This is a genomic window from Marinobacter sp. E2 (genome assembly GCF_055755345.1).
The window spans coordinates 1,434,350-1,455,368 of record NZ_CM146911.1 but is presented as its reverse complement, the minus strand read 5'-3'; the positions used below and the strand labels follow the sequence as shown (position 1 = coordinate 1,455,368).

14 protein-coding genes and 1 rRNA gene are annotated in these 21,019 nt (G+C 58.7%); 6 read left to right on the top strand and 9 right to left on the bottom strand.

The annotated features are described in order from the left end of the window. Positions 1–55: 55 nt before the first annotated feature. The 5 genes from AC0J1C_RS06560 to AC0J1C_RS06540 all read right to left on the bottom strand — a co-directional run bounded on the left by AC0J1C_RS06560 (position 56) and on the right by AC0J1C_RS06540 (position 4,487). A 16S ribosomal RNA gene (locus AC0J1C_RS06560) occupies positions 56–1,595 on the bottom strand. 372 nt (positions 1,596–1,967) lie between these two features. Next, positions 1,968–3,158 (bottom strand): formate-dependent phosphoribosylglycinamide formyltransferase, encoded by a 1,191-nt coding sequence (gene purT, locus AC0J1C_RS06555; RefSeq protein WP_375193083.1) that lies wholly within the window; start codon positions 3,156–3,158, stop codon positions 1,968–1,970. Between the two features lie 21 nt (positions 3,159–3,179). After that, entirely contained in the window at positions 3,180–3,368 is a 189-nt protein-coding gene (locus AC0J1C_RS06550; RefSeq protein WP_375193084.1) for a DUF1289 domain-containing protein, read from the bottom strand. Further along, positions 3,365–3,898, bottom strand: coding sequence for a gamma carbonic anhydrase family protein (locus AC0J1C_RS06545; RefSeq protein WP_473046118.1), 534 nt, complete (start codon positions 3,896–3,898; stop codon positions 3,365–3,367). The genes AC0J1C_RS06550 and AC0J1C_RS06545 overlap by 4 nt, the downstream gene beginning before the upstream one ends. 1 nt (position 3,899) lies before the next feature. Continuing rightward, a complete protein-coding gene (locus AC0J1C_RS06540) occupies positions 3,900–4,487 on the bottom strand; it encodes an NUDIX hydrolase (RefSeq protein WP_375193086.1) in 588 nt (195 codons plus the stop codon). Positions 4,488–4,584: 97 nt separating this feature from the next. On the opposite strand from AC0J1C_RS06540, the gene AC0J1C_RS06535 reads away from it, so the two are divergent. Then, the gene (locus AC0J1C_RS06535; RefSeq protein WP_473046116.1) at positions 4,585–5,130 is read left to right on the top strand and encodes an NUDIX hydrolase; all 546 of its coding nucleotides are present in this window, start codon (positions 4,585–4,587) and stop codon (positions 5,128–5,130) included. Positions 5,131–5,142: 12 nt separating this feature from the next. On the opposite strand, the gene AC0J1C_RS06530 is transcribed toward AC0J1C_RS06535, so the two are convergent. After that, positions 5,143–5,460, bottom strand: a complete 318-nt coding sequence (locus tag AC0J1C_RS06530; protein ID WP_473046115.1) for an NGG1p interacting factor NIF3 — start codon at positions 5,458–5,460, stop codon at positions 5,143–5,145. A 416-nt stretch (positions 5,461–5,876) separates the two neighbouring features. Continuing rightward, positions 5,877–9,782, bottom strand: a complete 3,906-nt coding sequence (purL, locus tag AC0J1C_RS06525; RefSeq protein WP_473046113.1) for a phosphoribosylformylglycinamidine synthase — start codon at positions 9,780–9,782, stop codon at positions 5,877–5,879. Positions 9,783–10,130: 348 nt separating this feature from the next. Between purL and mltF the strand changes: the two genes are divergently transcribed. Further along, positions 10,131–11,630, top strand: coding sequence for a membrane-bound lytic murein transglycosylase MltF (mltF, locus tag AC0J1C_RS06520; RefSeq protein ID WP_473046512.1), 1,500 nt, complete (start codon positions 10,131–10,133; stop codon positions 11,628–11,630). Positions 11,631–11,644: 14 nt separating this feature from the next. Here mltF and AC0J1C_RS06515 read toward each other — a convergent pair whose 3' ends face one another. Further along, the gene (locus AC0J1C_RS06515) at positions 11,645–12,115 is read right to left on the bottom strand and encodes a regulatory protein RecX (protein ID WP_473046111.1); all 471 of its coding nucleotides are present in this window, start codon (positions 12,113–12,115) and stop codon (positions 11,645–11,647) included. A 170-nt stretch (positions 12,116–12,285) separates the two neighbouring features. On the opposite strand from AC0J1C_RS06515, the gene AC0J1C_RS06510 reads away from it, so the two are divergent. Then, complete coding sequence (locus tag AC0J1C_RS06510; protein ID WP_473046110.1) at positions 12,286–14,748, top strand: DUF349 domain-containing protein; 2,463 nt, start codon at positions 12,286–12,288, stop codon at positions 14,746–14,748. A gap of 14 nt (positions 14,749–14,762) precedes the next feature. Here the strand turns inward: AC0J1C_RS06510 and AC0J1C_RS06505 are convergent, their stop codons facing one another. Then, on the bottom strand, positions 14,763–15,026 hold the full coding sequence (locus AC0J1C_RS06505; RefSeq protein ID WP_091992162.1) for a late competence development ComFB family protein: 264 nt from the start codon (positions 15,024–15,026) through the stop codon (positions 14,763–14,765). Between the two features lie 192 nt (positions 15,027–15,218). On the opposite strand from AC0J1C_RS06505, the gene AC0J1C_RS06500 reads away from it, so the two are divergent. The 3 genes from AC0J1C_RS06500 to AC0J1C_RS06490 all read left to right on the top strand — a co-directional run bounded on the left by AC0J1C_RS06500 (position 15,219) and on the right by AC0J1C_RS06490 (position 21,016). Then, positions 15,219–16,427, top strand: a complete 1,209-nt coding sequence (locus tag AC0J1C_RS06500; RefSeq protein WP_473046109.1) for an acetyl-CoA C-acetyltransferase — start codon at positions 15,219–15,221, stop codon at positions 16,425–16,427. Positions 16,428–16,456: 29 nt separating this feature from the next. Further along, complete coding sequence (locus tag AC0J1C_RS06495; protein ID WP_473046108.1) at positions 16,457–18,607, top strand: 3-hydroxyacyl-CoA dehydrogenase NAD-binding domain-containing protein; 2,151 nt, start codon at positions 16,457–16,459, stop codon at positions 18,605–18,607. A gap of 228 nt (positions 18,608–18,835) precedes the next feature. Then, positions 18,836–21,016: a carboxy terminal-processing peptidase gene (locus AC0J1C_RS06490; RefSeq protein ID WP_473046107.1), complete on the top strand. Its 2,181-nt coding sequence runs from the start codon at positions 18,836–18,838 to the stop codon at positions 21,014–21,016. The last annotated feature ends 3 nt before the right edge of the window (positions 21,017–21,019 follow it).

Here is a 21,019-nt window from a genome sequence, read left to right as displayed (position 1 = left end):
TTATTAGCCAACCAAGTAATTCGTGTGGACTCTGACCGAAGCATTCGGCTTCGTTTAAGGAGGTGATCCAGCCGCAGGTTCCCCTACGGCTACCTTGTTACGACTTCACCCCAGTCATGAACCACACCGTGGTGATCGTCCTCCCGAAGGTTAGACTAACCACTTCTGGTGCAATCCACTCCCATGGTGTGACGGGCGGTGTGTACAAGGCCCGGGAACGTATTCACCGTGACATTCTGATTCACGATTACTAGCGATTCCGACTTCACGCAGTCGAGTTGCAGACTGCGATCCGGACTACGACGCGTTTTGTGAGATTGGCTCCCCCTCGCGGGTTTGCAGCCCTCTGTGCGCGCCATTGTAGCACGTGTGTAGCCCTGGCCGTAAGGGCCATGATGACCTGACGTCATCCCCACCTTCCTCCGGTTTGTCACCGGCAGTCTCCCTAGAGTTCTCAGCCGAACTGCTAGCAACTAGGGATAGGGGTTGCGCTCGTTACGGGACTTAACCCAACATCTCACGACACGAGCTGACGACGGCCATGCAGCACCTGTGTTTGGGTTCCCGAAGGCACCAATCCATCTCTGGAAAGTTCCCAACATGTCAAGGCCAGGTAAGGTTCTTCGCGTTGCGTCGAATTAAACCACATGCTCCACCGCTTGTGCGGGCCCCCGTCAATTCATTTGAGTTTTAACCTTGCGGCCGTACTCCCCAGGCGGTCAACTTAGTGCGTTAGCTGCGCCACTAAGACTTCAAGAGTCCCAACGGCTAGTTGACATCGTTTACGGCGTGGACTACCAGGGTATCTAATCCTGTTTGCTCCCCACGCTTTCGCACCTCAGTGTCAGTGTTGGTCCAGGTAGCCGCCTTCGCCACTGGTGTTCCTTCCTATATCTACGCATTTCACCGCTACACAGGAAATTCCACTACCCTCTACCACACTCTAGCCTGACAGTTCGAAATGCCGTTCCCAGGTTAAGCCCGGGGCTTTCACATCTCGCTTATCAAACCACCTACGCGCGCTTTACGCCCAGTAATTCCGATTAACGCTTGCACCCTCCGTATTACCGCGGCTGCTGGCACGGAGTTAGCCGGTGCTTCTTCTGTGAGTAACGTCAAGCCTCATGGGTATTAACCAGAAGGTTTTCCTCCTCACTGAAAGTGCTTTACAACCCGAAAGCCTTCTTCACACACGCGGCATGGCTGGATCAGGGTTGCCCCCATTGTCCAATATTCCCCACTGCTGCCTCCCGTAGGAGTTCGGGCCGTGTCTCAGTCCCGATGTGGCTGATCATCCTCTCAGACCAGCTACGGATCGTCGCCTTGGTAGGCCTTTACCCCACCAACTAGCTAATCCGACATAGGCTCATCCAATAGCGCAAGGTCCGAAGATCCCCTGCTTTCCCCCAAAGGGCGTATGCGGTATTAATCCGGGTTTCCCCGGGCTATCCCCCACTACTGGGCAGATTCCTATGCATTACTCACCCGTCCGCCGCTCGTCAGCGGGGTGCAAGCACCCCCTGTTACCGCTCGACTTGCATGTGTTAAGCCTGCCGCCAGCGTTCAATCTGAGCCATGATCAAACTCTTCAGTTTAAATCATACTGAGATCCGAAGATCCCAAAATCATGCTCAAGACAAAACTCAATTTCGACGAGTCACTGTCCTGATATTTCATATCCGAAATACCTCAGCCAGCGCCCACACGAATTACTTGGTTAACTTTTTAAAGAGCGTTGAGCCTCTGCTCAATCAAGGCCGCGTATTCTACATCGTTGCGCCGCCTTGTCAACCGTTTATTTGAAGAATTTGATTGCTCAGTTTCTTCAATACTTTCAAGCGGTTGCCTCGCTGGTGAAGGGCCTGTTTTCTGGCCTCATCACCCGAAGGAGATGCGCATTCTACAGACCTCCACGAAGGAGTCAACGGGGCAATTCAACTTTTTTCTTCCGGCCCCGTTCCTGCCCTCTAGATGTCCACTTTCACCGCGTCTGCAACTTTTCGCGCCATCGATCTCGCTTCATCCAGGGACGCCCCCTTTGCGAGCGCCACCCCCATCCTGCGACGACCTTTCAGCTCAGGCTTACCAAAAAGACGCAACTGGGTGTCGGGTTGCGCAAGCGCGACCTCAAGGCCCGAGTATGCGACTTCTGCCGAATCGCCTTCAGGCAGGATCACGGCAGAAGCAGACGGACCGTTCTGTCGGATGGTCGGAATCGGGAGCCCGAGGATGGCCCGTGCGTGCAACGCAAACTCCGACAGATCCTGGGAAACCAGCGTGACCAGCCCGGTGTCGTGAGGCCTTGGCGACACCTCTGAAAACCATACGTTGTCTTCCTTGACGAACAGCTCGACACCGTAGATTCCATAGCCCCCAAGATTCTCGACGACCGCTCTTGCGATCTCGGCAGAGCGTTGGTACGCCAGTGGCGCCATCGGCTGGGGCTGCCAGGATTCCCGGTAATCGCCGTCTTCCTGCCTGTGTCCTATGGGCTCACAGAAAGACACACCGTCGCGATGCTTCACGGTAAGGAGAGTAATCTCGTAGTCGAAATCAACAAAGCCTTCGACGATAACCCGACCCTTGCCTGCTCGGCCGCCAGATTGCGCGTATTCCCAGGCCGGTTCGATATCTGCCTCGGTCCGAACCGTTGACTGGCCCTTTCCGGATGAGCTCATCACCGGCTTGACCACCAGGGGCAGCCCCACCTCTTCTACGGCAGCAAGGTATTCTTCCCGGCTTCCAGCAAAACGGTATGGAGATGTAGGCAACCCGAGCTCTTCCGCGGCCAGCCGTCGTATGCCCTCCCGATTCATGGTGAGATTCACCGCCCGGGCCGTTGGCACCACGCGAAACCCCTCTTCTTCCAGCTTGACCAGCTCCGGCGTTGCAATGGCTTCGATCTCCGGAACAACCAGATCCGGATTCTCCTGCTCAATGATTCGGCGCAAGCTTGCTCCGTCGAGCATGTCGATGACATGACTCCTGTGCGCAACCTGCATGGCCGGAGCATCCGCATAGCGGTCAACAGCAATGACCTCAACGCCGTACCGCTGAAGCTCAATCACCACTTCCTTGCCAAGCTCTCCGGAACCGCAAAAAAGCACCTTGAACGCATTCCCCTTCAAAGGGGTTCCAATTCGAACCGTTTCTGTCATGGTGTACCAGCGCCTTTCGAATCAACTCTGAATCAGGGACTTCTGTTCGCGCTCGGCAACCTTTTTGAGCACGTCCAGCCTTTCGTCATTATTCAACTGGCTCCATCGAGTGATTTCATCACCACTTCGATGGCATCCAATGCAGATATCGTTTTCATCCAGACAACAGATGCTCACACAGGGTGAGCGAACTTTATCGGCAACGCTCATGTACGGGGCTCACAGGGTTTCAGTTCGTTCCGATATCGCTGGGCATTCTGCACATAATGCTGAGCGCTCATTTCCAGCATTTTCTTCTGATTGTCATTGAGCTCACGCTTGATTTTCGCCGGAGAGCCAACCACCAGTGAACCGTCCGGCACTTCCATGCCTTCCGGGATGAGCGCATTGGCGCCGATCAGACAGTGCTTGCCAATTTTCGCGCCATTGAGAACCACCGCGTTGATACCGATCAGGGAGTAATCGCCAATCTCGCAGCCGTGCAGCATGACCTTGTGCCCGACCGTGACACCACGCCCCAGAGTGAGCGGCATACCCGGGTCGGTGTGGAGAACGGATCCGTCCTGGATGTTGGATTCCGGGCCCACCAGAATGAGCTCATTGTCACCCCGGATAACCGCATTGAACCAGACACTGGCTTTGTCCATCAGGCGCACCCGCCCGATCACCGAGGCATTTTCGGCAACAAAATGCCCATCGCCCTCAAGCTCCGGCGTTCGATCGTTCAACTGGTAAAACACATCAATCTCCTCCAGGTGGTTCGAGCAAATCTATCCCGGCATCGTACACAGCGTTCATGAAATCGACCAGAACCACCGCCGAAAGCCCCCAGATCTCATATCGCTCCCACCGGTAACAGGGCACATAGAATGTGTGGTTGAGAAAATTCAGGGCATCGGTCCGTTCCCGACGGTCTTCCAGAAAGAATGACAGCGGTACTTTGAAGACGCTGTCAATTTCGTGCGGATTGGGTTCCAGCGGATGATCGCCAGGGATCACGCCAACGTACGGGGTCACCAGTATTCCGTAGCGGGACATCACCTGACTCAGGGGTGCGATGATCTGGACCTGGTCTGGCGGCAGACCAATTTCTTCGTGGGTTTCCCTGAGCGCGGTAGCCGCCAGGGATGGGTCCTCGGGGTCGCGCTTGCCTCCCGGGTAGGCCACCTGACCACGATGGGTGCTCAGATTTTCCGATCTCAGCGTAAACACCATTTCCGGGTTACCCGGATTGTCAGTCACCGGTACCAGAATGCCGGCTTCAGGGTAATCGAGAGCCAACTGGCGGGGTGCATAGCCAGCGAGCCTCTCGGCGAGTAAATCACGCAAATCGTATCTCCAGGGTACAGCCGTATCTTGGATGAGACAGAGGCAGCCGGGATCGTTAAACTGACTACCAAACCAATTTCAGTATACGGGGAAAAACATGAAGTATTGCAGCACATGCGGCCAACCGGTTGAGCAACGCATCCCTGAAGGCGATAACCGGCACCGCTATGTTTGTACAAGCTGCAATACCATACACTACCAGAACCCGAGGATTGTCGCCGGAACCGTACCCGTCTGGGAAGGCCGGATCCTGCTATGTCGACGAGCCATTGAGCCCCGCTACGGCTACTGGACTTTGCCGGCCGGATTCATGGAAAACGCGGAAACCACGATCGAAGCCGCAGAGCGAGAAACCCGGGAAGAAGCCCTGGCCGAAGTTAATATCGAGGGCCTGTATTCGATCATCGATGTCCCCCATATCAATCAGGTGCACATGTTCTATCGCGCCACCCTGAAGGATGGCCAGTTTGGCGCCGGCGAGGAATCCCTTGAGTCCAGACTGTTCGACGTGGATGACATTCCCTGGAACGAGATTTCCTTCCCGACGGTCAAACGCACGCTTGAGCTGTTCCTGGCCGACCTCGCGCAAGAATCCTTCGGCGTGCACGTAAGCGATATTCGCCGCCCCATGGGCCGGGACTGACCAGACGGGCCTCTACCCCTGGATGTCTTCCATCCGGTAGATCTCATAGGCAGGCTCTTCGTACGGGTGCGACCGCTTCAGCGCTGCCAGGGCGTCGTGTATCAGCCGATCCTCACACACCAGCTCTACCTTGTATTCTTCCACGCGTTCCAGCTCTCCGGTTCTGCCAAGAAACGGGTCGCTTCCTGCCAGAGGTCGAAACTGGCCTTCCCCAAGGCATTGCCAGGCACAGCTATCGTAATCCCCAATGCGACCTGCACCTGCCTCAAAGAGGGCCTGCTTGGTTTCATCGAGGTGGCTGGAGGGGACGAAATAGCACATCTTATACATCGAAAACCTCCCTCATAGCGGATATTTTTTGTACAGATTAATGGCTTAGCCACTTACCCACAGAAACTGTGGATAACTCTGGGGAAAGTTTTTGGGAACAGCGCCCCAAACCCCGTAATCACTGCACTTCTCTCAAATTGGCGACAAAATCACCTTTCTCACAATTGTCTTATTTTTCAGCATCTTATAAGCATTGAACAAAAGTTGAACCGAAACCCAGAGCTTTGCTCACAGAACAAACAGAAAGGCACCAGGAATGTGCATAAACTTAGTGAGTCAAGGATTTTTTTGCCACTTTTCGAGAATTTTCACCCCGGCAGTCGCACAAAAAATGGGCACAGAAACAAAAAGGCCGGTTCCGGAATTCACGCCTGAAAGACGTTCTCCCGAAACCGGCCCAGTCAAGTCACCGGAAATCAGCCGAACCAGCGCCTCGCATTTCTGAACATACGCATCCAGGGACCGTCCTCTTGCCAGTCCGAGGGCCGCCAGGAATGTTGCACGGCTCTGAATACCCGTTCTGGATGCGGCATCATGATGGTAACCCGGCCATCGCGAGTGGTAACACCGGTGATACCGCCCTCGGAACCGTTCGGGTTATAGGGATAGCGAACGGTAGCCGCACCGCGGTTGTCGACATAGCGCAGGGCCACCAACTCATTCTCGGCCAGACTGGATGCGGACGTACCGCTGGCAAACTCCACCCGCCCCTCACCGTGCGCAACCGCAATCGGCATGCGAGAGCCGGCCATACCATCCATGAACGCCGACGGTGACGGCAGAACTTCCACCATAACCAGCCGCGCCTCAAACTGCTCTGACTGGTTGCGAACAAAGCGAGGCCAGCCCTCGCTCCCGGGGATCAGTTCGTGAAGGTTGGAAAGCATCTGGCACCCGTTGCATACCCCTAGCGCCAATGTGTCCTGACGGTTGAAGAAGGCGGCAAACTGGTCCCGAACACGGTCGCTGAACAGGATAGATTTTGCCCAGCCCTCACCGGCACCCAGCACATCACCGAAGGAGAAGCCGCCACAGGCGACAAGGCTGTTGAAGTGATCGAGGGTGACACGGCCGGACAGCAGGTCGCTCATGTGAACATCCACCGAGTCAAAACCGGCACGATCAAAGGCCGCAGCCATCTCGACCTGGCCATTGACCCCCTGCTCCCTGAGAACCGCCACTTTCGGGCGGGCGCCCTTGTTGATGTAGGGAGCAGCAACGTCCTCATTAATGTCGTAGGACAATTGCGCCTGCAAACCGGGGTCGCTGGTGTCCAGCAGGTTGTCGAATTCTTCCCGGGCGCAGTCGGCATTGTCCCGGAGCGACTGGACCCGGTAGCTGGTTTCGGCCCAGAGACGCTGAAGCTCGACTCTCGCCTCATCGACCACCGCAGCGCCTTCAAAACTCAGCCGCAGGCGATCCGACTCGTTCGGACTGCCGATCACGCTGATGTGATCACCGAGACCGGCCGCGGAGAACTGCTGCAGAACAAAGCCTGTGTCTTCCCGACGCACCTGAATGACTGCCCCGAGTTCCTCGTTGAACAGCTCCCGCGCGAACTGGCTCTGGTCTTCCGCCAGGCCATCCAGTTTGATATCTGCACCGCAACGCCCGGCAAAGCACATCTCGGCAAGGGTCACGAACAGACCGCCATCCGAGCGGTCATGGTATGCCAGGAGCTTGCCATCGGCGTTGAGTCCCTGGATGACGGCGAAAAACGCTTTGATGTCTTCCGGGTCGTCAAGATCGGGCGCCACCGCGCCAACCTGGCGGTACACCTGCGCCAGCGCAGAACCACCAAGACGATTCTGGCCCGCCGCCAGGTCTACGAGAATCAGATCCGTTTCCCCGGCATCCGTTGCCAGCTGCGGGGTAAGGGTTCGAGCCACGTCGGTTACCGGTGCAAAACCGCTGACGATCAGTGACAAAGGCGCCGTCACACTTTTCTGCTCGCCGTTGTCTTCTTCCCAGACGGTCTTCATGGACATGGAGTCCTTGCCCACCGGAATGGTGATACCCAGGGCCGGACACAGCTCCATACCGACTGCCCGCACGGTCTCATAGAGGTTTTCATCTTCTCCCGGGTGACCGGCAGCAGCCATCCAGTTCGCCGACAAACGAATATCGGAAAGTTTGCCAATGGGCGCCGCCGCCAAGTTGGTGATGACCTCGCCCACCGCCATACGACCAGAAGCGGGTGCATCGATGGTCGCAACCGGTGTGCGCTCGCCCATGGCCATGGCCTCACCGGTGCGAACGTCAAACGAGCTGGCGGTAACCGCCACATCCGCCACCGGCACCTGCCAGGGCCCGACCATCTGGTCGCGTGCCACCAGGCCTGTGATGGTGCGGTCGCCAATGGTAATCAGAAAGCTCTTGGAGCCAACCGATGGCAGGCGCAAGACCCGCCGAATGGCATCGTGGAGATCAATCTTCGTGGAGTCGAAGATCGGCTTGGTGAAAGAGGCACGCCTGATGCTCCGATGCATCCGCGGCGGCTTGCCGAACAGCACCTCCATCGGAAGATCGACCGGCTTGTCGTCAAAATAGGAATCGCCGAGCTCCAGGTGATGGGCCTCGGTTGCCTCGCCAATCACTGCATAGGGGCAGCGCTCGCGACGACACAGTGCGTCAAACAGATCAAGGTTTTCGGCCGCAACCGCAAGTACGTAACGTTCCTGGGACTCGTTGCACCAGATTTCCAGAGGCGACATGCCCGGCTCGTCACTGGGAATATCACGGAGCTCGAATTTACCGCCCCGGCCGCCGTCCTTGACAAGCTCCGGCATGGCATTGGACAGACCACCGGCGCCAACGTCGTGAATAAAGGCGATCGGGTTGCTGTCGCCCATCTGCCAGCAGCGATCAATCACTTCCTGGCAGCGGCGTTCCATCTCGGGGTTGTCGCGCTGCACGGAAGCGAAGTCCAGGTTTTCATGACTGGAACCCGAATCCATGGACGATGCAGCGCCGCCGCCCAGCCCGATGAGCATGGAGGGGCCACCCAGCACGATGAGCTTGGCGCCCACCGGGATGTTGCCCTTCTCCACGTGTTCTTCGCGGATATTGCCAAGACCGCCGGCGATCAGGATCGGCTTGTGGTAGCCCCGCACTTCCTCACCGGCAGCGCCGGGCACCTTTTCTTCAAAGGTGCGGAAGTAACCCGCCAGGTTTGGCCGGCCAAATTCGTTGTTGAACGCGGCACCGCCTATGGGACCCTCGATCATGATATCGAGCGCGGAGGCAATCCGCTCCGGCTTGCCGTAGTTGATCTCCCAGGGCTGGGCATCGTCCGGCAGATTCAGGTTGGAAACAGTGAATCCGGTCAGGCCCGCCTTGGGTTTGGACCCACGACCGGTTGCGCCCTCGTCCCGGATCTCGCCCCCGGAACCGGTGGCGGCACCGGATGCCGGTGCGATCGCGGTGGGGTGGTTGTGGGTTTCCACCTTCATCAGGATGTGAATATCTTCCTGATTGTAACCGTAGACGCCGGTGTCCGGATCCGGGAAGAACCGCCCGCCACGGCTCCCACGGATCACCGAAGCGTTGTCCTTGTAAGCTGACAGCACGCCCTCGCTGTTCATCTCAAACGTGTTGCGGATCATGGCGAACAGGGATTTTTCCTGGCCCTCACCATCGATGTCCCAGGAGGCGTTGAAAATCTTGTGCCGACAGTGCTCTGAGTTTGCCTGGGCAAACATCATGAGCTCTACGTCGGTGGGGTCGCGCTCGAGGTCAGTGAAGGATTTGACCAGATAATCGATTTCGTCTTCCGCCAGCGCCAGGCCCAGCCGCGCATTGGCTTCCACCAGGGCGGTGCGACCGCCAGCCAGCACCGGTACGCGACCCAGCGGGCGTGGCTCCTCATGGCTGAACAGAAGCTCTGCCCCACCCATCTCGTGAAACACTTTCTGGGTCATCCGATCGTGTAACAACGCCGCTATCTTTTCGCGCTGTTCCAGGCCCAGTTTGCAGCCTGAACGCACATAGAAAGCCGTGCCGCGTTCAATACGGTGAATCTGCCGAAGCCCGCAGTTACGGGCGATATCCGTCGCCTTGCTCGACCAGGGCGAGAGGGTGCCCGGCCGCGGGACCACAAGAAACAGTACGCCATCCGGCTCTTCAACCGGTACACTCGGCCCATAGGTCAGCAGACGATCGAGAATAGCCTGTTCCGCATCCGAGAGATCAGCCTCCAGATCGACGAAGTGCATGAACTCGGCGTAGATGTGTTCGACTTCAGGCACGATATCCTGAATCCGGGAGTGCAGCTTGCGGGAGCGGAAAGGCGAGAGCGCGGGAGCGCCGCGAAGTTCAAGCATGATATCAACCTGTATCGCGCGTAACGGGGAAATCCGGGTGCATTCTGAAAGGCCGCCATGATACTCGAAAGGCAGGCCGGGATACAGCGCGGAAAGGATTATTCACACGCCGTCGAATTGACATTATTTTGCATATTAATTGAGCAGATTTATTGACCGACCATGCGCCAGGAAGGATCATTGTGAAACGCAAAAGGGAGTTTTGCGTATCCGATAGTCAGGCAAGCGGGTTATCTACCCCGTAACCGGCGCACGATTCGCGCCTGCAAAGTGCCCGCAAAAAGTGCCCCGCCAGGGGGCTCTTAGCGAGGCGTTCCAGCCGTACCGGAGATCAGGGATTTGTCCAGAATGCTCACTGCCATCAAATACGCTCCACACAAGGCGCTGATTTCGCTGTGTGCCGTGCTGGTCGTGGCCGGGTGCTCCCAACCCTCCACGCTGCAGGAGATTCGGGACGAAGGCGTTCTCCACGTCATCACACGGCAGTCTCCCTCCATCTACATAGAAGGCCAGGACGGCCCCAGCGGTTACGACTACGAACTCGCCAAACTGCTCGCCGACGAGCTGGGCGTGGAGCTGCGGGTACGAGTGGCCAGCGACAACACCGAAATCCTCTCGGTCCTCGACAAGAACTTCGCTCACATCGGTATGGCCGGCCTGTCACCACAGCCCGCCCTGGAGGGCCGCTACAAGACCGTTTCCATTGGCATTGCCGCTCAATCCATGCTGGTGTACCACCGTGAGCTTGACCGCCCGGAATCCCTGGCGGAGCTGGCCGGGAAAACCATCCACGTTGCCGCCGACAGCAATCACGAGTTCCGGCTCAATACGGCGAGGCAGGCCCACGAAGGTCTCCAGTGGCAGGTTCATTCGGGACTCGACGCGGCGGGGGTCCTGGCGCGGGTCGAAAGTGGCGAATTCCCCTATGCCATGGTCTCGTCCAACGAGCTCGATCTGAACCACGTGTTCTTCCCGATGGTGAAAGAAGCGTTTGCGGTGGGTGACACCACCGACCTGGCGTGGTTCTTCCCGGCGACCCAGGACAACTCCCTGAGCAATGCCGTCAAAGCGTTCTTCGAACAAAAAAGCAACGATGGCACCCTTGCACAGATATCCGAACGCTTCTACGGTCACCTGGATCGACTGAACTACGTTGGCGCACGCACCTTCATGCACCACGTCGAAAACCGGCTGCCGAAATACGAGGACCTGTTCCGGGACTATGCGGAAGCTTTCGATATGGACTGGCGGTTGCTCGCGGCCATTGGCTACCAGGAATCCCACTGGCGCCCCAATGCGGTTTCACCCACGGGTGTACGGGGCCTGATGATGCTGACCCGAAACACCGCCAGCCACATTGGCATCAACAACCGGCTGGATGCAGAGGAGAGCATTCAGGGCGGCGCCAAGTACTTTCGAATCGTGCACGAAAAAATTCCGGAGCGGATTCCAGAACCGGACCGCACCTGGTTCGCACTGGCCTCCTACAACGTTGGTTTCGGCCACCTGGAGGACGCCAGGAGGCTAACAGAGGAAGCGGGCCGGGACCCGGACCGCTGGATGGACGTGAAGGAATTTCTGCCCCTGCTGGCGCAGAAAGAGTGGTACAGCAAAACCCGCTTTGGCTATGCACGAGGCCACGAACCGGTCATCTACGTTCAGAACATCCGGCGTTACTACGACGTACTCTCCAGGCTGAACGCGCCCCTGGAGCCGGAACCCGATCAAACAGAGCGTTTTGTGCGGATTGAGGGCTCAGAAAAAGCCAAACCGGACACTGGCGCTGCCGAGGGCGAACTTCGCGCCGCCCTGCCCCGTGAACTCGGCATGATTCCGCCAACGCTGTAGCCCGTGCCAACCCGTCAGTCCTCCCGAGCCTCCAGAGCCCTCTCTACCTGGGTGGCTGAGTAGCCGCGACGGCTCAGAAATCTCGCCTGTCGTACTTTTTCGTCCCAGTCGTCGGCGAGATTGGCCAGACCGAAACGCTTCTCGCGAACGCTGATGGCCTGTTGGCACCAATCCTCGTCGGTCATGGCCTCAAGGCATTCCGGGCTTTGATGCACACCCCGCTGCTGGAGTTCACCGAGAATCAGGAGCGGACCATACCCCAAATCCATCCGCTGCCGGGCGTAGACATCCGCAAACCGGTCATCATCAAGCCAGCCCTCCTGCTCGTACTCATCCAGAACCGCCTCAATAATCTCCCCTGGCAGCTTTCGCTGGCGCAATTTCAGGGTCAGTTCCAGCCGGCTATGCTCGCGCCGGGCCAGCAGCCTCAGCGCTGCCGACCGGGCCCGGTATTCCTGCTCGTCCTGATTTTCCGGTTTTGCCATACAGACCCTTTCCGCTGATGCTCACAAAACGCTAGACTACCCGCGATTTTCACTGACTGACCAGCCCCTGGCAGATCAGAACTGTCCGGCCCTTCTCCGGGGCCGATGGCCGGTGGCGGCGAAACCATGCCCGACACCGTGAACTGGTTGCAATACCGAAGGATACTCTAATGGCCGCGTTCATCCAGAAACTGTTCAGATCCAGAAAAACACCGGAAACCACCAGCACTGGAAAACGTGCACCGGCGCCCGTAGCGGACGAGCAGGAACCGTCGCGGTCAGACCAGCGCGAGGAACAGCTTCGGATCCTGGATGGCTCACCCTCACAGGCAGACCTCGCAGAACTTGCCATAAACGGTGCCACGGCCGACATACGCCAGAGTGCGGCTGCCCGACTGTCCGACCCAGATACGCTGCAGGACGTGCAGAAGCGGGCAAAAGGCAAAGACAAAGGCGTGTACCAGACCGTCAAACTGGCCCTGCAGGCGCACCGGGAAGAACAGGCCCGGCTCGACAACATCCACCAGAGCATCGCCACCCTGATCAGTCATGCCAGCGAGCAGGCCAGAAGCGAAGACACCAAGCTCTACAAGGCGCGACTGGATGCCCTGGTTAACCAGTGGTCCGAGGTGGAAAAGCACGCCACGCCCGAGCAGACCCAGGCGTTCCTGGAGGCGATCCACCGTTGCCGGGAGCGGTTGGCTACCATGCAGTCGGCAGCGGAGGACGAACAGCGCCAGCGCGACCAGGCAACACAGCGAGCAGAAACCCTGACCTTGCTGGCTGACACGCTTGACGAGCTGAAACGCCATACGCCTGACACCCTGCCCTCCCTGGCATCCCTTGATGCGCTGCAGAAAACCCAGGAGAACCGCTGGCTGGAGGCCACCCGCGACACCTCTGTGGATAAACAGGAGCAGAAGCGCTACGAGACTTCCATGCTGACGCTTCGCAACTATGTGAACGCCGTGAGACGGGCCACCCAGGCACGGGAGGAAATCAGCCACATTACTGCCACACAGGCAAACGGAGAAAGCGCCTCTGACGAACAGCGCGCCAGAGCCAGCACTCTGTTGAAAGAAATCAACTGGCCGGACGGCTATCCGGAGCCCGCGCCTGTGGCGTCTCTGCGGCAACTGTCCGGCAAACGCGCATCAGCGAGCACCACCTCCGACAACCCGGAGCGCCAGAAAGCCCTGGTGGAACGACTGGAACGCACCATTGCGCAGCTGGAAGCCGCCCTTGAGGCGAAACAGCTCAAGGAATCCAAACAGCTGTTCAAGGCTGCCCAGCAACAACTTCGTGAGCTGGATGGGCGCCGAAGCAAACCGTTCCAGCCCCGCATGCAATTGCTTAATGGCCAACTGAGGGAACTCAGCGACTGGCAGGGCTTTGCCACCGAACCCAAGCAAATCGCCCTCTGTGAGCAGATGGAATATCTGGCCGAGCAGCCCATGGACCCGGAGGCAAAAGCCGAACGGATCAAGGAACTGCAAAATGAGTGGCGGGAACTCGGCGGTTCTTCCGACCGCACGCTCTGGTCACGCTTCAAGGCAGCATCGGATCGTGCCTTCGAACCCTGCAAGGCCTACTTCTCCGCAAAATCCGGGCTAAAGCAGGCGAATCTGGAGAAGCGCACCGCCATTTGCGACCAACTGGAAGCCTTCCTCGACAACGCCGACTGGTCGTCCGTGGACTGGAAAGCGGCCGAGCGCATTCACCAGACCGCCAGGCAGGAATGGAAAGAAGCCTGGCCCGTGGAGTTCCGAGACAACCGGCAGGTGCAGAAGCGCTTCGATGAGCTTCTCAAACGCCTGGAGGCGCCACTGGATCAGGAGCGTCTGAACAACGAGCAGTTGAAGCAGGACATCGTGCAGCGGGCCGAGGCACTGGTGCAGCACGAACCACTGCAGGACGCCATGAACCAGGCCAAGTCCCTGCAGTCCGAGTGGAAATCCATCGGCATTACCCGACACCGGGAAGACCGCAAGTTGTGGCAGGCGTTCCGCAAAGCCTGCGACCAGATCTTCGCCCGTCGGGATGCCGAGCGCAGTGAGCAGCAGGAAGCAGCCCGGGCCGCCGACGAAGCGGCACAAGCCCGTCTGCAAGAGGCAGCCGGGCTGGCTGTGGCCAACGACGAGGCATCTGCAAGCAAAGCCCTGTCGACACTGCGCGCTATCGACACATCGGCGGTTTCACGGACTGTTCGGGAGGAGGTCCAGCAGGAGCAGCAGCGAGTCAAGGCAATGCTGTCTACCCTTCGCCTGCAGAATCAGGTGGCGTCCTGGCAGGCGCTGATCACAGCCGCCGCCAACGGCGAGCCGGTTAATGAGCAGATCCCGGACCACTGGCCGTCACTGGCACGGGGGATTGGCGTGGAAAGCCAGGCCGAACTGGTCATCCGGGCAGAAATCCTCTGCGGCGTCCCATCGCCCGAGAGCGACCAGCAACGCCGAATGGAAATCCAGGTTAAGCGTCTCGCGGACGGTATGGGTACCTCGGGCAATGAGGCCGATCCGCTGCAAGAGGTCGAGTCGCTGGTCGCGTCCTGGTGTCTGGGACAATCGGGCAGCGCCGACTCCGACCTGGCGGAGCGTCTCAGCTCAGCGCTTGCCAGCCTGAAACCGGCCTGATCTAGAAAGGCCAGTCAGTCCCGCTGGTGTTCCCTGACAAATGCCCTGGCCTCTTTCACAGCGGCCAGGGATTTGCGCTTCATCTCCTTCAGTTCATCGTCCGCCAGATAGAACATCATATCGATGGAATGGCGATAGTAACGTGTTGGCAGCCGATTCAAGGCCACACACATCACGTCCGTCAGGAAGTCCGCCGTGTCAGCCTCCTCCCGGGTTGCGTCTATCGCATCCACCACCAGGCGTTCGTAGAAATTGTCGATCGCATCGCGCAGAGACATGGCTATCGCCCCCCCAGAATCCATACCGCTCTTGCTATCACCATAGAAGCCGCGGCGCGGCTTGTCATGGATCCTGAGCAATTTTGTCAATGCGATTGGCAGCCGGCGTCATTACCCCGCGCCGCCGCAACCGGCTATGGTTGCATCACACAGGTTATCCACTTCAGGACAACGACAACCAGAGGACAGACCATGACCACCGAAGCGTACATCTTCGATGCGGTCCGCACGCCCAGGGGGCGCGGAAAGAAAGACGGCTCCCTGCACAGCGTCAAGCCAATCACCCTGCTCACTACCGTACTTAACGCCCTGCAGGAGCGAAACAACCTGGATACGGCGCAGGTAGACGACATTGTTATGGGCTGCGTCACCGCCGTGGGTGACCAGGGTGCCGACATTGCCAAGACCGCTGCCCTGGCAGCCGACTGGGACGAACGGGTGGCCGGCGTTACCCTCAACCGGTTCTGTGCGTCTGGCCTTGAAGCGGTGAACCTTGCAGCCATGAAGGTGCGTTCCGGCTGGGAAGATCTGGTGGTTGCCGGTGGCGTCGAGGCCATGTCCCGGGTTCCCATGGGCTCCGATGGCGGCGCCTGGGCGACCGATCCGGAAACCAACCTGCACACCGGCTTTATGCCCCAGGGCATCGGCGCCGACCTGATCGCAACCCTGGAGGGCTTCAGCCGGGAGGATGTCGACGGCTTTGCCGTAAAATCCCAGCAAAAAGCGGCCAATGCGTGGGAAAAGGGCTACTTCGGTAAATCCATCATTCCGGTTTGTGACCCGAATGGCGTGGTGATCCTCGATCGTGACGAACACGTGCGCGGTAACACCACCGTGGAATCGCTTGCCGGCCTGAAGCCCTCGTTCCAGATGATGGGAGAGATGGGCTTCGACGGAGTAGCACGCGAGAAGTACCACTATGTAGAGAAAATCAACCATGTGCACCACGCCGGCAATTCGTCCGGCATTGTTGACGGCGCCACCGCCCTGCTGATCGGGAGCGAAGCCAAGGGCAAGGCCCTGGGGCTGACACCCCGCGCCCGGATTGTCGCGACTGCGGTCACCAGTACCGACCCCACCATCATGCTCACCGGCCCAGCCCCGGCCGCCCGCAAGGCTCTGGATAAAGCCGGCATGAGCGTCGACCAGATCGATCTGTTTGAAGTGAACGAGGCATTCGCCTCGGTGGTGATGCGCTTCCAGCGGGAGCTCTCGGTTCCCGATGACAAAGTGAACGTGAACGGCGGAGCCATCGCCATGGGGCATCCGCTGGGTGCCACTGGCGCGATGATTCTCGGCACCCTGCTGGACGAGCTCGAGCGCCGTGAGCTGCGCTACGGCCTGGCCACCCTGTGTGTGGGCGGCGGCATGGGCATTGCCACCATTATCGAGCGCATCTGACCCCGATCACGTTTCAAGGAGAACCGAACATGAATGCCATCCGTTACGACCTGGGGGCAGACCAGATTCTGACTCTCACCATCGATATGCCCGGCCAGTCCGCCAACACCATGAACTCGGCCTTCCGGGAAGCCCTTTCGGAGACAACGGCCCGGGTAAAAGGCGATCTCGACAAGATCCGGGGCGTCATCATCGCGTCCGCCAAAAAAACCTTTTTCGCCGGTGGCGACCTCAAAGAGCTCCACAAGGTCACCCGTGATGACGCCCAGGCATTTGAGAACATGGTCAACGGCCTGAAAGCCGACATGCGATTTCTGGAAACCACCGGCAAGCCGGTGGTTGCAGCCATCAACGGGACCGCTCTTGGCGGCGGGCTGGAAATTGCGCTGGCTTGCCATCACCGCATTGTTCTTGATGACGACAGCATTCAACTGGGGTTGCCCGAAGTGACCCTGGGCCTGTTACCGGGCGGAGGCGGCACCCAGCGGCTGCCGAGAATGATTGGTCTGGAAGCCGCTTTCCCCTTACTGATGGAAGGCAAGAAGGTAAACCCCAGGGCTGCTTTGAAAGCCGGCATCGTCGATGAGGTGGCGGAGTCGGTGGATGACATGATGGCCCGGGCCCGGGCGTTTATCGACGCCAACCCGACATGTCACCAGCCCTGGGACCAGAAGGGCTTCAAGTTCCCCGGCGGCGCACCGCACCACCCGGCCATGGCCCAGAAGCTCGCCATCGCTCCAGCCATGCTCAAGCAGAAAACCCGGGGCTGTTACCCGGCGCCCGAGCGGATTCTCTCGGCTGCCGTGGAAGGCGCCCAGGTGGATTTCGACAACGGCAGCCTGATCGAGACCCGGTACTTTGCCGAGCTGGTCATTGGCCAGGTGGCCAAGAACATGACCGGCACCTTCTGGTTCCAGCTCAACGCCATCAAGGCAGGCGGTAGCCGGCCAGACGGCGTTGAAAAAGAAACCTTCCGCAAGGTGGGTGTGCTCGGTGCCGGCATGATGGGGGCGGGTATTGCCTATTCCACGGCGACCCGAGGCATCGACGTGGTTCTCAAGGATGTCTCCCTGGAAAATGCCGAGAAAGGCAAGGCCTACTCCGAGAAACTCTTGGCCAAGAAAGTCAGCCGGGGCCGGATGACCGAAGAGCAGAAAGCCGCTGTCCTGGACCGCATCAGGCCCACCGATTTCGCAGGTGATCTTGAAGGCTGTGATCTGGTGATTGAAGCCGTGTTCGAGGACAGCGAGCTGAAAGCCAGAGTCACCCAGGAAGCCGAGCCCAAACTGGTGACGAACGGAATCTTCGCGTCCAACACGTCCACCATTCCCATTACCCAGCTCGCAGAGGCCTCGGCAAAACCCGAGAATTTCATCGGTCTGCATTTCTTCTCTCCGGTGGACAAGATGCAGCTGGTGGAAATCATCGTGGGCGAGAAAACCTCGGATGATACCCTGGCGCGCTCGTTCGATTACGTGCAGCAGATTGGCAAAATCCCGGTGGTGGTCAACGACAGTCGTGGCTTTTTCACCTCACGGGTATTCGGCACGTTCGTCAACGAAGGCATCTGCATGCTGGGCGAAGGCATCCACCCCGCCAGCGTTGAAAATGCCGGATTGCTGTCGGGCATGCCGGTGGGCCCCCTGGCCATCTCGGATGAAGTCAGCATGACGCTGATGCAGCACATCCGTAACCAGAGCCGGAAAGATACCGAAGCCGCGGGTGGTACCTGGAACCCGCACCCGGCCGAGGCCATCATCGATGCCATGGTGAACGAGCACGGCCGCAAGGGTAAGGCCGCCGGCGCCGGCTTCTATGAATACCCCGCCAACGGCAAGAAATACCTCTGGCCCGAGCTGGAGAAGCTGTTCGTGAACCCGGAAACCGCCAGATCCGTACCGTTACAGGAATTGAAAGACCGCATACTGTTTATCCAGGCCATCGAGACGGTGCGCTGCCTCGAAGAGGGCGTTCTCAGAACCGTGGAAGATGCCAATATCGGCAGTATTTTCGGGATTGGCTATGCCCCCTGGACCGGTGGCGCCATCCAGTTCATCAACCAGTACGGTGTCAGGGCCTTTGCCCAACGCGCGGCAGAACTGGCTGACGCCTACGGCGAGCGGTTTGCGCCGCCCAGGCTGCTTCTGGAAAAGGCCGAAAGCAACACGGCTTTCTCATGACCTGAGCACCTACGTGCGCCGGAAAGCGACTTTCCGGCGCACGTCCCGATCGGGCCTTCTCTACCCCGCACACCGTTACCAACCTGCCAACTTCATGGACAGATTGTCACGAACCGATACGCCACGCCTATGGCAACCGATGTGGCGCTTGCCTACAATCATTTTAATCGATCACGGGAAATGGCCAGAAGCATCGGGCCTCTGTCCCACCGTCAGGTAAGTAATTCTATGACCATTGCGGAAATCATCTCGGCTCGTTCCACCCTTGGAGGCAGTCGCCGCACCGGGGTATGCAAGGCAATCACGATTGCCCTCCTGCTGTCGGCGCCACTCGGTTTGCAGGCGAAAATTGACTCCAATGCTGTATATGAGCCGGTGTCTCCAACCATCGACCAGGCCCGGGCGAACATCCTGATTGCTCGACAGCTTCAGTTCACCCATTTCCGCGATCTGGGGATCAGTGATGAGCTGTCCGGTGATGTCTTTGACGCCTACCTGGATTACCTCGACGGACAACGGATCTATCTCTCCCAGGAAGACATTGCGAAATTCGATCAGGTACGTACCAAACTGGGTTCTGCACTCAAGACCGGTCAATTGCAGCCGGGCTTTGATATCTACAATCTGGTTCAGCAGCGGATTATCGAGCGCCTGAAGTTTGCACTGAATACCATCGACAACGGTCTGGATTCGCTGGATTTTTCCTCGAATGAGCGCATCCTCGTGGATCGTTCCGAAGCCGATTGGGAGCCGGACGCCAAGGCCCTGGACGAGCTCTGGATAAAGCGCATCAAGAATGCCGTTCTGGCCCAGCGCCTGAACGGGGCCGAAGATGAAGACATTGCCGACACCCTGCGCCGCCGCTACGAAGGCCAATTGAAGCGTGCCTACCAGGCCCGCAGCGAAGACGCCTTCCAGGCCTATATGAATGCTTTCACCGGCATGTGGGATCCGCACACCTCCTACTTCTCGCCGCGCACGTCCGAGAACTTCAACATCAACATGAGCCTGTCTCTGGAAGGCATTGGAGCGGTGTTGCAGTCGGACAACGAGTACACCAAAGTAGTTCGACTGGTACCGGGCGGGCCTGCCTCCAAGCAGGGCGAACTGCAGCCCGCGGATCGAATTGTCTCGGTCGCTCAGGAGGGTGAGATGCCGGTAAACGTGATCGGCTGGCGCCTGGACGAGGTGGTTGACCTGATTCGCGGCCCCAGAAATTCTACCGTAACCCTCGAGGTGATTCCGGCCAACGCCTCGGACGAAACCATCACCGAGACCATTGCCATCAAACGCGACGAAGTAAAGCTCGAGGAACAGAGTGCCAGCAAGGATGTCATCCAGCTGAACCGGGGCGGCAAGGACTACCGTATCGGCGTGATCACCATTCCCACCTTCTATGCGGACTTCCAGGCCATGCAGGCCGGCGATCCGAACTACAAGAGCACCACCCGTGACGTTCGGCAGTTGATCACCGAGCTGGAAGCCGAGGGCGTTGAAGGCCTGGTGATCGATCTGCGCAACAATGGTGGCGGTGCCCTGCACGAGGCCAACGATCTGGTGGGACTGTTCATCGACAAAGGGCCCACCGTACAGATCCGTAACGCCAACAACGATGTCCAGGTGCTCAATGACGAAGACCCCTCCGTTGCCTACGACGGGCCCCTGGTGGTTCTCACCAACCGCATGAGCGCCTCGGCCTCTGAGATCTTCGCAGGAGCCATCCAGGATTATGGTCGCGGCCTGGTTGTCGGCTCCCAGACCTTTGGCAAGGGCACTGTACAGGCCGTGCGGCCCCTGAATCACGGCCAGCTAAAGATCACCCAGTCCAAGTTCTACCGGGTCTCTGGCGGCTCCACCCAGCACAAGGGTGTGATTCCGGATATTGAAATCCCGTCCCGGATCGACAAATCCAGGATTGGCGAAGACGCACTGGAACACGCCCTGCCCTGGGACCAGATCGAAGCGGTTCCGCACACGCGGTACTTCGATTTCAGCGGCATCATTGACGAACTTCGCAAGCGCCACGAGGAGCGTTTCGCCACCAACCCGGAGTTCAGCCTCCTGCAACAGGAAATCGACTTCCTGGAAAAGCAGCGTAAAACCGACACGGTTAGTCTGAACCTCGAAGAGCGGCGGGCCCAGCACGAGCAGATCGAACGCACCCGTCTGACCATCGCCAATGCCCGTCGCGAGTTGCAGGGCAAGGAGCCGTTCGATTCTCTGGAAGATCTCGAAGACTGGCAGGACCAGCAAGCAGCCGATCCGGACACCACCGACGACGAACTCGACTTCATCATCCGTGAAGGCGGCCACATCATGGCGGACATGCTGGATCTGGACCAGAAAATGGCCTCTATCCTGAACCCGCAGCAGTTTGCCGTGCAGGCCCCGGCAGCGGCCGCCCGATAGTCC